Annotated in this window: 14 protein-coding genes and 1 other RNA gene; 7 read left to right on the forward strand and 8 right to left on the reverse strand. The window is 33.3% G+C overall.

Translation table 11 applies throughout. The annotated features are described in order from the left end of the window. Positions 1-31: 31 nt before the first annotated feature. The 3 genes from ppk1 to M0214_RS12390 all read left to right on the forward strand — a co-directional run bounded on the left by ppk1 (position 32) and on the right by M0214_RS12390 (position 3,684). Positions 32-2,095: a polyphosphate kinase 1 gene (gene ppk1, locus M0214_RS12380; RefSeq protein ID WP_248724959.1), complete on the forward strand. Its 2,064-nt coding sequence runs from the start codon at positions 32-34 to the stop codon at positions 2,093-2,095. Position 2,096: 1 nt separating this feature from the next. Continuing rightward, a complete protein-coding gene (locus M0214_RS12385) occupies positions 2,097-3,017 on the forward strand; it encodes a Ppx/GppA phosphatase family protein (RefSeq protein WP_248722879.1) in 921 nt (306 codons plus the stop codon). A gap of 82 nt (positions 3,018-3,099) precedes the next feature. Continuing rightward, positions 3,100-3,684, forward strand: coding sequence for a porin family protein (locus tag M0214_RS12390; protein ID WP_248722880.1), 585 nt, complete (start codon positions 3,100-3,102; stop codon positions 3,682-3,684). 103 nt (positions 3,685-3,787) lie between these two features. On the opposite strand, the gene M0214_RS12395 is transcribed toward M0214_RS12390, so the two are convergent. The 3 genes from M0214_RS12395 to M0214_RS12405 are packed head-to-tail and all read right to left on the reverse strand — an operon-like array spanning position 3,788 to position 6,702. Beyond that, positions 3,788-4,369: a tRNA-(ms[2]io[6]A)-hydroxylase gene (locus tag M0214_RS12395; protein ID WP_248722881.1), complete on the reverse strand. Its 582-nt coding sequence runs from the start codon at positions 4,367-4,369 to the stop codon at positions 3,788-3,790. Further along, positions 4,356-4,967, reverse strand: coding sequence for a hypothetical protein (locus M0214_RS12400; RefSeq protein ID WP_248722882.1), 612 nt, complete (start codon positions 4,965-4,967; stop codon positions 4,356-4,358). Before M0214_RS12400 ends, M0214_RS12395 begins: the two co-directional genes overlap by 14 nt. Continuing rightward, a complete protein-coding gene (locus M0214_RS12405; RefSeq protein WP_248722883.1) occupies positions 4,960-6,702 on the reverse strand; it encodes a DNA polymerase III subunit gamma/tau in 1,743 nt (580 codons plus the stop codon). The genes M0214_RS12400 and M0214_RS12405 overlap by 8 nt, the downstream gene beginning before the upstream one ends. A 336-nt stretch (positions 6,703-7,038) precedes the next feature. On the opposite strand from M0214_RS12405, the gene rnpB reads away from it, so the two are divergent. Beyond that, positions 7,039-7,341: RNase P RNA component class A (gene rnpB / locus M0214_RS12410), an RNA gene on the forward strand. Positions 7,342-7,399: 58 nt separating this feature from the next. Here the strand turns inward: rnpB and M0214_RS12415 are convergent. The 5 genes from M0214_RS12415 to M0214_RS12435 all read right to left on the reverse strand — a co-directional run bounded on the left by M0214_RS12415 (position 7,400) and on the right by M0214_RS12435 (position 11,337). Continuing rightward, positions 7,400-8,155 (reverse strand): hypothetical protein, encoded by a 756-nt coding sequence (locus M0214_RS12415; protein WP_248722884.1) that lies wholly within the window; start codon positions 8,153-8,155, stop codon positions 7,400-7,402. Between the two features lie 17 nt (positions 8,156-8,172). Next, positions 8,173-9,081 (reverse strand): nuclear transport factor 2 family protein, encoded by a 909-nt coding sequence (locus M0214_RS12420; protein ID WP_248722885.1) that lies wholly within the window; start codon positions 9,079-9,081, stop codon positions 8,173-8,175. 165 nt (positions 9,082-9,246) lie between these two features. Next, positions 9,247-9,786, reverse strand: coding sequence for a 16S rRNA (guanine(966)-N(2))-methyltransferase RsmD (gene rsmD / locus M0214_RS12425; RefSeq protein ID WP_248722886.1), 540 nt, complete (start codon positions 9,784-9,786; stop codon positions 9,247-9,249). Further along, a complete protein-coding gene (locus M0214_RS12430) occupies positions 9,786-10,616 on the reverse strand; it encodes a DUF3822 family protein (RefSeq protein WP_248722887.1) in 831 nt (276 codons plus the stop codon). The genes rsmD and M0214_RS12430 overlap by 1 nt, the downstream gene beginning before the upstream one ends. Next, positions 10,600-11,337 (reverse strand): hypothetical protein, encoded by a 738-nt coding sequence (locus M0214_RS12435; protein WP_248722888.1) that lies wholly within the window; start codon positions 11,335-11,337, stop codon positions 10,600-10,602. Before M0214_RS12435 ends, M0214_RS12430 begins: the two co-directional genes overlap by 17 nt. Positions 11,338-11,465: 128 nt before the next feature. Between M0214_RS12435 and M0214_RS12440 the strand changes: the two genes are divergently transcribed. From M0214_RS12440 to M0214_RS12450, 3 genes are read left to right on the forward strand one after another with little or no spacing between them, the layout of a single operon-like run. After that, on the forward strand, positions 11,466-12,890 hold the full coding sequence (locus M0214_RS12440) for an ATP-dependent RecD-like DNA helicase (RefSeq protein ID WP_248724960.1): 1,425 nt from the start codon (positions 11,466-11,468) through the stop codon (positions 12,888-12,890). A gap of 55 nt (positions 12,891-12,945) precedes the next feature. Next, positions 12,946-13,674: a 3-deoxy-manno-octulosonate cytidylyltransferase gene (kdsB, locus tag M0214_RS12445; protein WP_248722889.1), complete on the forward strand. Its 729-nt coding sequence runs from the start codon at positions 12,946-12,948 to the stop codon at positions 13,672-13,674. Then, on the forward strand, positions 13,665-14,369 hold the full coding sequence (locus M0214_RS12450; RefSeq protein WP_248722890.1) for an HAD family hydrolase: 705 nt from the start codon (positions 13,665-13,667) through the stop codon (positions 14,367-14,369). The genes kdsB and M0214_RS12450 overlap by 10 nt, the downstream gene beginning before the upstream one ends.

Raw genomic sequence — 14,369 nt, forward strand, 5'->3', positions numbered from 1 at the left:
ATATTTGTTAGGAATACATAGCCTAATAGATATGATTACTACCGAGACAACCAAAAACACCTATTTAAATCGAGAAATAAGTTGGCTTCAGTTTAATGCTAGAGTACTTCAAGAGGCTTCTGATCAAAATGTACCGCTTATTGAAAGGTTGAGGTTTCTTGGAATTTTTTCTAATAACCTAGACGAGTTTTTTAAAGTTAGATATGCTACGGTTAAGCGTATAGTAGAGGCTGGAAAGGCAGGTAAAAATCAGTTAGGAGGTATCAAAGCAAAAGAGCTTCTGGAGATTATTACCAAAATTGTAATTGATCAGCAAGCAGAAAGTATTAAGGTTCTGGATGAAATTGATGATAAACTAAAGGAAGAAAATATTTTCCTAATAGACGAAACCGAGGTAGATAGCAATCAACATGATTTTATAAAGGATTACTATTTTCAAAATGTAAGCTCGGCTTTGGTTACCATAGTGCTTAATGATTTGGTTGCCCTGCCAAATTTAAAGGATAGTGCGGCTTATTTGGCAGTAAAGATGCAGGTAAAGGATGGCGATAATCAGTACGCTCTTTTAGAAATCCCCAAAGGTGTCGACCGGTTTATAGTATTGCCAAAGCAAAATGATCAGAATTACATCATCATGTACGATGATCTTTTAAGATACTGTTTAAGTGATATTTTCAGTTTTTTCGAATACGAGAAAATCTCTGCTCATATGATTAAAATCACCAGGGATGCAGAACTAGATTTTGATGGCGATTTAAGTAAGAGTTTTATAGAAAAGCTATCAGATAGTGTAAAACATCGTGAGATTGGAGATCCTGTTCGCTTTGTTTTCGATAAAACTATCGATAGAGATACTCTCGAACACTTAATGGATATAATGAATATCGAAAATACGGATAGTATAATTCCTGGTGGCCGGTATCATAACAAACGAGACTATATGAGTTTTCCTAGTCTTGGGAGAACAGATTTAATGTATGAAAGAATAACGCCTCTGCCAGTTAAAGGGCTTAGTTTGAAAAGTAGCATTTTTAAGGCAATAGCCGAGAAGGATTATATGATTCATGCTCCTTATCATACATTTGACTATGTTGTTAGGTTTCTTCGTGAAGCAGCCATAGACCCTAAGGTGAGAACCATAAAAATCACTATTTATAGATTAGCTCAAATTTCACACATTGCTAGTGCTTTAATAAACGCAGCAATTAACGGTAAAGCAGTCACTGTAGTTATAGAGTTAAGAGCTAGGTTCGATGAAGAGGCCAATATACACTATGCCAACTTAATGAAAAAAGAAGGGGTTAACCTGAGGTTTGGTATTCCTGGATTAAAAGTTCATAGTAAAATGTGTGTTATTGAAAGAGAAGAGGGGAAAAAGTTTAAGCGTTATGGTTTTATAAGTACTGGTAACTTTAATGAATCTACGGCAAAAATTTACACAGATTATACTTTATTCACTTATAATCAGCCTATATTGAAAGAAGTTAATAAGATTTTTAACTTTTTTGAGGCTAATTATCGTGTTTACTCCTACAAACATTTGATAGTTTCCCCCAATTATACCGAAAAACGAATCTTTAATTTGATCGATGAACAAATTGAATTATGTCAAAATGGTCAAGAAGGTTATATTAGAGTGAAGATGAACAGTATATCTAATTATGCCATGGTCGATAAACTTTATGAAGCCAGTAATGCGGGGGTTAAAATAGATATGATTGTTCGCGGAATTTGTTGTTTAGTGCCCGGTGTAGAAGGCATGAGCGAAAATATTGAAGTGATTAGTGTGGTAGATAAATTTTTAGAACATCCAAGAGTTTATATGTTTGGAAAAGGCGAGGATGTTAAAATTTTTATATCTTCGGCAGACTGGATGACCAGAAATATACACAATAGAGTAGAAGTGAGTTGTCCGATTTACGATCCAGAAATCAAAAAAGAAATAATAGATACGTTCAACTTGTGTTGGAATGATAATGTAAAGGCTAGGATAATCAATACATCTACAGAAAATATATACCGTAAAAACGATGGCCCAGAAATACGATCGCAAGTGGCTATCTACGATTATTATTTAGATAAGCTCAAAGATTAATATGCTTTCAATAAAAAAATATGCAGCAATCGATATTGGTTCGAATGCTGTAAGGTTACTAATATCTAATATTATAGAGGAAACGGGCAAACCTGTGAGGTTTAAAAAGAACTCGCTTGTGCGTGTGCCTATTCGTTTGGGTGCCGATGTATTCATTAATAAGAGAATTTCAGAGGAGAACAAAGTACGTATGGTAGATACCATGCTTGCTTTTAGGTTGCTAATGAAATCCCACAAGGTAGTAAAATACAAAGCTTGTGCCACTTCAGCTATGCGAGAATCCAAAAATGGAAAGCAATTGGTTGATTTAATTTTAAATGAAGCAGGCATTAAAATTGATATTATAGGTGGTAAAGAAGAGGCTACTATAATCGCAGAAACCGATTTAAATAAATTTATTGACCCTAATAAAACATATTTATATGTTGATGTGGGTGGAGGTAGTACCGAATTTACGGTAATTCATAATGGTATAAAAAGAGCCTCAAAATCGTTTAAAATTGGTACCGTACGCCTCTTGAATGATATGGTTACCGATGAAGCTTGGCAAAAATTGGAGAAGTGGATAAAAACACATACGTCGGCCTACGATAAGATGGATTTACTAGGGTCTGGAGGAAACATAAACAAAATATTCAAAGTTTCAGGAAAGGCTTTAGGTAAACCGCTTACTTATTTTTATTTAACCAATTATTTTAAAACTCTTCAAAGTTATACTTATGAGGAACGTATTACCGAATTAGAGCTTAACCAAGACAGGGCAGATGTGATTATTCCAGCTATGAGAATTTACCTTTCTGCAATGAAATGGAGTGCTTCAAAGCACATATATGTACCTAAAATAGGTTTGGCAGATGGTATAATTAAAAGCATCTATTATGATACCGTTTCTAGTAATACACAGTTAAATTCTGCATTTTGACTTTGAAAAGATAGCTTTTTGATAATAAAACATATATTCGTGGCAGTATAATTACAAAATTATAGACCCAAATTTATTAATTATGAAAAAAGTTTTACTATTCACATTACTACTTACGCTCTCATTTTATGGATTTTCCCAGGATAAAGTAAAAGATAGTACTCAAGTAAAAGAAGAAACCTATGTACCTACAGGCATTAAGTTTGGTGTGCGTGGCGGTTACAATATTTCTAATGTTGATTTAGACGACGGTACAGTTGTTAATGTACCAAACAAACACAGAAACAGTTTCTATATTGGTTTTTTTGCAAACATAGGTTTGTCAAGAACCTTATCATTAATGCCAGAACTTCAATTTTCTCCTGAAGGAGCCAATGATGAAAAATTACATTTAGATTATATCCAAGCTCCTGTTTTGTTGAGAATTAAAATGAGTGAAAAACTCCATATTGCTGCTGGACCTCAAGTAAGTATTAAATCTCATAAAACCCAAGATGGTGTAAAGAATATGGCGTATTCTGCAGTAGGAGGTTTCGAGTACAAAATCAACTATGCATTATTTGCAGATCTAAGATATACTTACGGATTAAGAAATATTTTTGATGATGCTTCTGGAAACTCTGCCACAAATACCAATATTCAGATTGGTATTGGCTATAAGTTTTAGGTGTTTAAATTTAAAATAGAAAACATAAAAAAACTAGACTCAAAAGGTCTAGTTTTTTTTGTTAATGAAATTAATTAGGTATTTCTCTTTAATTTTTTTGATATTAGCCGTGTACGGTTTCTTTTTTACCCAAATCAGTCATTATTTTGGCTTCATACTCAAGTAATTCTTGCCATTTGATATCAACCTCTTTTTTGTCTCCATATTTTCTAGCAAAACCCAAGAACATAGTGTAATGGTTGGCTTCACTTACCATGAGATTCCTGTAAAATGTTGCAAGTTCTTTATCTTCTAATTCTTCAGAAAGTAATCTAAAACGCTCGCAACTTCTGGCTTCAATTAGTGCGGCGTATAATAACCTATGAACTAATTGTGTGGTTCTGCTGCCTCCTTTGGGAAAGAATTTCATTAATTTAACGACATATTCGTCTTTGCGATCTCTTCCCAAAGTCCAGCCTCGTTTCAAAATTATGTCATGAACCATTTTAAAATGGCTTATTTCTTCCTTGACTAACGCTACCATTTCCTGAACTAATTCGGTGTATTCTGGGAAACTTACAATCAACGAAATTGCAGTACTAGTGGCCTTTTGTTCACAAAATGCATGATCGGTTAAAATCTCTTCAATGTTCTTTTCAACAATATTCACCCATCTAGGGTCTGTTGGTAATTTAAGTCCTAGCATGTTTAATCTTGTTTTCGTAAGCCCGCCACCTGTTTAGTGTGTAGCTTCCGTTTGTGTCTATTTTTAAATTAAAGAAATAGTGTGTATATAGTTCCGGAGTAACACTTACAATATCTGTTGTTAGATATAAACTATCCCCAGTAGATAGTTCTTGATTTACCTCCACACTATTACATAGCGTATTTTTTAAGTGTTCTTTTGGGATTTCTCCATTATCGTAGTAAAAATTAAAATCGATTATTTTGTCAAATATGATTTTGTCATTTTTCTTAACAATAACTTGAGAAGATTTTTTTCTAAAAACATCCTTAACAGTGGTTGTTTTGTTTGCTCTATATGTATTGCTGATACTATCGGTCATATCAACAATGGTCTTTATACTAACTGAATAGCCGTTACTTAAAACGGTATCTTTAAGATGCTCCCTGTAACTTTCTGGATAAAATGTTGTAATCTGAATAGGGTCAATAGAATCATTAAACTCAGCAACAGATGCTTTAAATAAATCATTTTTAGATTTCCTACCATCGCAACTGCAAAAACCAATTGCAATTACAATAATAAATAAGGGTAAGCGGCGTATTAACTTTCTAAACATCAAGATTAAAGGTTTTTCTTAATAACTCAATATTAGGGTTTTTTTCTTTAAGTTTTTCAAATTTTTCTAGGGTAGTATAAGCATATTGTTTTTCCATGACCTCGTTTACAGTAATTGAGAGGTTAATATCGAAATTATTAAGCGATTTTCTAATAAAGGCTAATAAATCATACTGGTTTCGTTCAACTTCGACTTTATTGGTGGCATTAGGAAATTCTAAATGAATGGTAGTATCTATAACTTTAGGCGTGTCTATGGATAAAATAGAGGCTAAATTACGTTTTCCTTCTTTCTGGATTTTCTCAATATAGGTATTCCATTGTGCTACAAGCTCTTGTTCTGTAAACGCTTCTTGTGGCAAGTCTTCCTCATCAATAATAACATTCATCTGTTTTATTTGATGAGCTTTCTTAGCTTTTAAGCTACTCAGCGAAAGACCAGACGTGCGTTTAGTATCTTGTTTTAGGATTATTTTAGGAGGAGTAACAGCTTTAAAAGCCTTAATATTTTCAGCTTCTTTACTAGAAATCGCTTCTTTTGCACTTTCATTTCCTTCGTTAATTGACGTTTTCGTGTTTGAGTTATCCTCAATTTTTGAATTTGTAACCGCAACAGGGGTAATGCCTTTGTTTTTAAAATATGAAGCAGGGATTATGTAGTGTCTGCTATTTTTTTTTTCTCCATCAAAAGTGATAGAGGCAAGTTGCATAAGGCATAGTTCAACCAAAAGACGTTGGTTTTTACTGCTTTTGTATTTGAGGTCGCAGTCGTTTGCCAAATTAATGCCTTGTATTAAAAAGTCTCGGGAAGCTTTTCGGGATTGCTCTAGGTACTTTACTTTAGTTTGTTCCCCAACTTCTAAAAGCTCTATGGTGTTTTCGGTTTTACTTACCAATAAATCCCTAAAATGAGATGCTAATCCTGAAATATAGTGGTGACCATCGAAGCCTTTGGAAAGCGTATTGTTAAACAACAATAACAATTTGGGTATATTGTTTTCTAAAATAAGATCGGTTGTTTCAAAGTAAGTCTCGTAATCTAAAACATTTAAATTTTCTGTAACTGCTTTTCTAGTTAGGTTCTTACCCGAGAAACTCACAACACGGTCGAAAATAGAGAGTGCATCTCGCATGGCACCATCTGCCTTTTGGGCTATGATATGTAAAGCATCGTCTTCGGCTGTAATGCCCTGTTCCTCGGCGATGTACTTTAAGTAGGCTTTGGCATCTGTGACAGTAATGCGTTTAAAATCAAAAATCTGACAACGCGATAAAATAGTTGGTATTATTTTATGTTTCTCTGTGGTTGCTAGAATAAAAATACAGTGTTTTGGAGGTTCTTCTAATGTCTTTAAAAAAGCATTAAAAGCTGCCTGCGATAACATGTGCACCTCGTCTATAATATACACTTTATATTTACCAACTTGCGGCGGAATTCTAACCTGATCGGTTAGATTTCTAATATCATCTACCGAGTTGTTAGAAGCGGCATCTAACTCAAAAATATTGAAAGCAAAATCTTCATCGGTATCGTTTCCATCGCTATTGATCATTTTGGCAAGAATACGTGCACACGATGTTTTACCGACCCCTCTGGGACCAGTGAACAAAAGCGCTTGGGCTAAATGGTTATTTTCTATAGCATTTAGAAGTGTATTTGTAATAGCCTGCTGCCCAACAACGTCTTTAAACGATTGTGGTCTATATTTTCTAGCCGATACTACAAAATGTTCCAAGTGTTCTTACTTTATTGTGTTGAGATTATAATAGCATCGTGCATCTTGAAGTTGCTTTTACATGCTAATAACAAAGTTAAAAATTCAACCAAGAAATTAGAATTCTGAAGTTAGAAATTAAAAGGAGTTATTAACAGGTACTTGACAGGTTGTAGTTTGAATTTTAGTTTAAAAAGCCAATTGATTCATCAGAAAAAATAAAAAATTATATTGATTTCATTTTCAATATTATTGATAATCATTGGCATTGTCATTTTTCCTGATTTATCATTCCACTATACTTTCTGAAAACTCGATTAAACAGTATTAATTTCAATAACTATCGTACATTTGCATCAAGTAAATTGCCTTATCGCTGCGCCTTTGGCGTGGAGGAAAGTCCGAACACCATAGTGCAATATAGTGGTTAACGGCCACCAGTTGTAAAGCTAGGAAAAGTGCAACAGAAAGTATGTACAGGTAATGCTGTAGTGAAATCAGGTAAACTCTATATGGTGCAATGTCATGTATACCAACGTTTAAGGGTGGCACGTCCAATGTTGGAGGGTAGGCAGCTAAAGTATATTGGTAACAATATATTAAGATAAATGATAAGGGCTCGCAAGAGTACAGAATTCGGCTTATAAATTTACTTACATATAATAATAAACCCTTCTTAAAACTAAGAAGGGTTTATAGTTTGTGGAGAATATTACAATTATTCCTTTTTAGGTGAGTAAGAGAGGTCTCGTCTTATTTCCCCGGTAACTTCTTCCATTTTTGTAGCATAATCCATAACCTTTTTAAAGGTTTCGAAACGCTCTGGGCCTAATAACTCCTCATTAGCTTTTTCCTTTGTTGCCGAGTCTATTTCGTCTTTGCTCGACATGGCCACAAGATAATAACTATCCATGGTACCAAACCCTGTTCTGTAAATACGATAATAGTTTTTAGAAGCCTTAGAGGCGAACATATCTTTTACAGCTTTCATTCCTTCTCTAAGATTCTTTTCGTCTTTAGGATTAAAATAAATAAAGTAATAGTCTCTGTAATCTTCGCCTTCTTGAGTTTGTGAAATACCGTCGGGCATATAAGTCAACTCTTCATCTAGCATAATAATATAACTTCCATGAGAATCGTAGCATTGGTCAAAATCTTGAAACATTTTTGCAAATTCATCACCCATAGCTTTTGCCATATCTGCAAAGGGGCGTTTATCTAAATCTGCAAAACTTTCTATTGGTGTAACGTAAAGATAGGTCATATCATCCATGGTAGCACACAGCCAGGATGCTTCAGGGTTATGCTCTAAACAGGCATCATGAAACGCTTTTGCGGTTTTTTCATAATCCCAGATTTTAGAGGGTTTTACATTGTCTTGGTGTACTTGAAACATCTGCTGATACGCAGAAGCTACATTGAAAGAAAATAATAGAGCTAAAGAAAATAGTAAGATTAATTTAATTGATTTCATAAGATTATATAATTTAGTTAGTTTAAAGTTTTACCTATTTGCTGCATAAGCGGCAATTGGTCGAAATATAAATGCTCGTAAATCATTTTTCCGCTATCGTTAAACTGAAGTCGTGATAGTCCATTAACAGAAACTTCTTTACCTGTTGCTGGAGTTTCTGCAAATTCACCTGTATGGGTACCTGTAAATTTCCAATGCACAAAAATTGCATTATTCACAACAGTAGATTTGTGTAATAACTCAATATTTAAATCTGGAAAACCGTTAAAGAAAGGTTTAAGATTGGCTTTTAGTTCTTCTGCTCCTGTAGCTACTTTGGTATCGTTATGAAATCTCATAAAATCATCAGCTAGGATATTTTCTAAAACCGAATCGTCTTTTTTGTTTAGAAAATCCTCAACAAAAGATTCAATGTTTGTAAGTATGGTCTTTTCGTTATCTGGCATATTTATTACCTCAGCTATAGCTTCTTGGAGTTCAGAAGGGTTATAATATACATGCTCGTTAACAATTTTATCTTCAACAAATTCTGCAGTTATATGAACAGGAATAATAATTTCTTTGTTTGTTACTTTGGTAGTTCCTTTCCATGCATTCCAGTAGTTTACCCAGGTTTTTCCATCTTTATCTTCAATCATTTCGAAAACAGCATTGTCTTTCGAGAAACCGTAAGAAGATAAATTAGATACCATGCCAGAAAGCATACTGGCAACTTCATCTTTAGATGCCCCTTTAAGGCTATTGTGATGAATTTTTGCTGTGTCTGCAAAATGCGATTTCCAGGCCTCAAAATCTCCGGCCTCATAGGCTTCAATTCCAGATATAAGTTTATCAATCTGTGGTGAACTCTCGAAATAGCGTTGTGGTTGATTTTGACACGATAAAAAAAGAGCCAAAACCAGTGTTAATAAAAAAAGTTTTTTCATTTTAATTATGGTTTTAAGAGTTAGTATTAGAGTTTATACCATAACTAAAATTCACATAAAGCGTTATGCTTGTATGAGCATTAAGGAAATCAGAGTATTTAAGGGACTCTTAGGAAGAACTCTAATATACTGAAAAAAAGGGGATTATTAAAGTCAATACACTATTTATGTATATTCAAAGAAACTGAAAACACATCCGCCATAGCTTTTGGAATGGCTATAGTAGTTTAAACTGGAGAGGTCTGTGTGTTTAGAGTGCTCGACAATTAAAAGGCCATTTTCGAGCAATAATTCATTTTCAAAAACTAACTCGGGTATTTTAGAAAATTGTTCTGTTGTAAAGCTGTAAGGTGGGTCTGCAAAAACAATATTAGATTTTAAAGTCGTTTTTTCCAGGAATTTAAAAACATCACTTTTAATAGTTTGAATGGGCATTTCGAAAGCCTCAGCTGTTTTATTTATAAACTTAATACAATTGAAATTTTGGTCAATACAAACTATTTGTTCTGTACCTCTGGAAGCGAATTCATAACTAATATTACCTGTGCCAGCAAATAAGTCTAAAACAGATATATCTTCAAAATAGTAGTGATTATTGAGAATATTAAAAAGCGATTCTTTAGCCATATCTGTGGTAGGTCGAACAGGTAGGTTTTTTGGGGTTTCAATTCTTCTTCTTTTATATGTTCCTGATATTATGCGCATTATATATTTTTAATTAATGCATAATTTGAATGCTTAGAATCTATGTTGTCTTTAATTGTATAAATATCATTCCTAGAGCCAAAGCTTATATGTCTCACATATTTATAAGTGATTTCATGGAGTGTGTCTTCTTCATTTATGTCCCCTAGAAATACCAAGTTAAACGTCTCTGGGTTTAAGTTTAGTTGTTCTGCTGTAAATAAAATGTAATAGATGAAATCCTCTTTCGTGGAATACTCAAAACTATTACAAAACAGCAACTTAGACTTTTCTATGATTACGAGCTCAAAGTTTTTAGCATTTACATGTACAAACAGTTTTGTTTTTTCTGAGTTTTTTTCAGACTGTAGTACAGATTCTATTAAAACAGAGCTAATGTGTTTAAACGTAAACTCACCAAATTTTTCGTAAAGGAAGTTATTTATATTTACAAAAGGCACATAAACACACATGCAATTACCTAACTGAATTTCATCATAAGTAATATAATCAGACTTCAAAATTTTGGAGTTGAATTTCAAGTAATCGGCTAATGATTCCTCTTGAAATAACGATTTGGGTACAAGTGTGGATAATTCGTTATTGTAAACAACAGAAACTTTATTGAAATTAACTTTTAGGGGTTCTTCAGAATGAAATAGATTTCTTAATTGATCTAAAAGTTCTATAGGGTTTAACTTTTTTTCGAAATCAAATTCACGAAGGTAAGTTAAGGTATTGGTGTCTTGGTTTAGAACACAAAAAGAAAGTCCATTCAAACTAATTTGAATGGACAGTTGTTGATTAGTTAGTTTGGTAGTTATATCTTTTGTGCTATTCGTTATCGCCATAGGTTTTAGGCCAGTTACCAATAGTTTTCACTTCATCCATAGAACCCACTTTCAAAGCATCTCCATTAACGCCGTCTACAGAAACAACCTGATTCTCTTGCACTAGTAAATCTTTATTTTGATCGTGTAAAATGGCATTTTTTAATACTGAAGCTTCGAATACAGGAATCTTAATACCGTTCTGTTCCAAGTAACCGGCTTGAAGCTTAAATTTCTCTCCAGGTTTCCCAACAGGAACATTCATCATCGTCTTATACCTGTCTGAGTTTTTGAATAAAGAATCTTTTACAGACTCAAAACCTAGTGTATCAATAATCACGATTTCCTTGAACATGTCTACACCAAATCTCTTAGTCATTGCTTCATCTAAAACACTAGAATCTCTTCGTTGTGTGATTGTGAATTTAGCAGTGTCTAAAAACTTGATTAAACCATCAAAATCTTTAGAGAAATTTCCATTAACGGTTCTGTGTGCTAATTGAGCATCTCTAATATCGATTAAGCTCTCAATTACCTGAGCATATCGTTTTTTCTTAACCTTATTGAATTGTATTGGCTCATAAATAGATTGGTAAGTTTGGTAACCTAGAAAACCAATTAATAACCACAAAACTATGGTTAATATGGGTTTTACTTTTGGAGGTAAAAATTTATCTACTACTTTAACTAAAACAAAAGCCAAAACAATAGCGCCAACTGCAATAAGAATAAAATTTAACATTGTTATTTTTTAATTAAAAAGTTATAATAGGTCTCAGGCAAATCTACAATTTTTTTTTAATCGTTAAAACCTACAGTGAATAAAAATCATTTCTATATTTGAATAATTTATTTTTTGAGAATTATTTAATGACCTCCTCAGATTTTTACGCTTTAATAAAGCAGCAATTCCCTTTTAATCCAACATTAAAACAAGATATTGTTCTGCAACAATTGGCTGGTTTTATTTTCAGTAAGGAGTCTAATATATTGTATCTCTTAAAAGGATATGCAGGAACAGGAAAGACCACAATAGTAAGTGCTATTGTCTCCAATTTATGGAAGGCTAAAAAGAGTGCTGTTCTAATGGCACCTACAGGAAGGGCAGCTAAAGTAATTTCTAATTATTCTAAAAAAGAGGCGTTTACCATTCATAAAAAGATTTATTTTCCCAGAAAGGAGAAGGGTGGTGGTGTTAAGTTTGTTTTACAGCCTAATAAGCATAAAGACACCATTTTTATTGTTGATGAGGCTTCTATGATTTCAGATACACTAGGAGATTCTAAACATTTTGAAAACGGTTCTTTATTAGACGATTTAATGCAGTATGTTTATTCAGGTCACAGGTGTAAATTGCTTTTAATTGGTGATACGGCACAATTGCCACCAGTAAAATTAGATATTAGTCCAGCTTTAGATGAAAATTCATTGGGTTTACAATACAACAAAGAGGTTAGCCGAATGGAATTGGATGAAGTAGTTAGACAAGAATTAGATTCTGGTATTTTAGCCAATGCGACTGTTTTAAGAGAAGCGCTATCTAATGCTGTTTACGATTATTTTAAATTTGATTTGAATGGTTACGCAGACATCATAAGACTTGTTGATGGTCACGAAATCATGGATGCCATAAATGATGCTTATAGTGATTTAGGTAATGAGGAGACTACTATTATTGTAAGGAGTAACAAACGTGCAAATCTATACAATCAGCAAATTCGAAACAGAATTCTGTTTAATGAAAATGAGTTATCTGCGGGTGATTATCTTATGGTTGTTAAGAACAATTATTTTTGGGTAAAACCAAATAGTGAGGCAGGATTTATCGCAAATGGTGATATTGTAGAGGTATTGGAGATTTTTCGAATAGAAGAACTTTATGGCTTTAGATTTGCAACTGTAAAAATACGAATGGTTGATTACCCAAGAATGCGCCCTTTAGAAACGGTTTTGCTGTTGGACACCATTAATGCTGAAACACCATCGTTATCTTACGAGGAATCTAACCGTTTGTACCAAGAGGTGGCTAAAGATTTCGAGGGTGAAAGTAATTATAAGCGCTTTTTAAAAATAAAAAGCAATAAATATTTCAATGCACTACAGGTTAAGTTTTCTTATGCCATTACTTGTCATAAATCGCAGGGTGGACAATGGGATACCGTTTTTGTAGAACAGCCTTATTTACCCAATGGCATAGATAAAGATTATTTACGATGGTTATATACTGCGGTGACCAGAGCCAAAGAAAAATTATACCTTATTGGCTTTAAAGACGATTTTTTTGAAGAAGAATAATATAGTTTCAAAAAATTAATTAGTTACTTTTGAAATCTATTTCAGTATTGTATATATGAAGATAATTTCAATGATTCCTGCGCGTTATGCGGCTTCTAGGTTTCCAGCCAAGCTCATGCAAGACCTCAATGGAAAATCTGTTATTTTAAGGACTTATGAGGCTACTGTTGCTACAAGGCTATTTGATGATGTTTTTGTAGTTACCGATAGTGATATTATTTTCAATGAAATTGTAAATAATGGTGGTAAGGCGATTATGAGTCTTAAAGAGCATAATTCTGGTAGCGACCGCATAGCCGAGGCAGTAGAAAACTTAGATATAGATATTGTTATTAATGTTCAAGGCGATGAACCTTTTACAGATAAGGAGTCTTTAAGTAAATTAATAGAAGTCTTTAAAACCGATGATAAAAAAGAGGTGGATCTAGCATCTTTAATGGTTCACATTAAGGATAAAGATGAAATAAACAATCCTAACACTGTAAAGGTTGTAGTAGACCAATCTCAATTTGCATTGTACTTTTCACGTAGTCCAATACCTTATCCTAGAGATGAAAATGTAGGGGTAAAATACTATAAACATAAAGGTGTTTATGCTTTTAGAAAGGAAGCCATACTTAATTTTTCTAAGTTGCCTATGCAAACTTTAGAGGCTTCTGAGAAATTGGAACAGTTAAGATATTTGGAATATAGCAAAAGAATTAAAATGGTAGAAACAGATGTTCAGGGTATAGAAATCGATACACCTGAGGATTTAGAACGCGCAAAACTAGCTTGGAAATAGACTATCAAAATATAAAATCCATAGGCTTTGATGCCGATGACACGCTTTGGGTAAACGAAACCTTTTTCAGAGAAGCAGAGGAGGAGTTCTGTAGGTTATTATCAGATTATGAAACACCAAATAAAATAGATCAAGAGCTCTTCAAAATGGAGATTAAAAATTTAGAGCTTTATGGCTATGGTGTAAAGGCCTTCATGCTCTCTATGGTGCAATCTGCCTTAGAAATTTCGAATTACAATGTCCCGAATACTACTTTAAACAAGATACTGCAAATCGGTAAAGACATGCTAAATAAACCTGTAGATTTACTAGATGGTGTTGAAGAGGTTTTACATGAGCTATCAAAGAAATACAGACTTATTTTGGCAACTAAAGGCGATTTGTTGGACCAAGAACGTAAATTAGAAAGATCTGGATTGACCGATTATTTTCATCACATAGAAGTTTTAAGTGAGAAAAAAGAAGCTAACTATGCTAAGTTGCTGAAACACTTGAATATAGAGCCTTCAGAGTTTTTAATGGTTGGAAATTCATTAAAGTCTGATATTTTACCCCTAGTTAATCTTGGTGCTAAGGCTATTCATGTTCCATTCCATACAACTTGGGCCCACGAACAGGTGTCGGAAAGAGAAACAAATGGTAAAGACTATAAAACGATTGGTTCTTTAAGAGAGCTTCTAAAATTTCTAGGGTAA

The organism is Seonamhaeicola sp. ML3, assembly GCF_023273855.1.
Taxonomy (GTDB): domain Bacteria; phylum Bacteroidota; class Bacteroidia; order Flavobacteriales; family Flavobacteriaceae; genus Seonamhaeicola.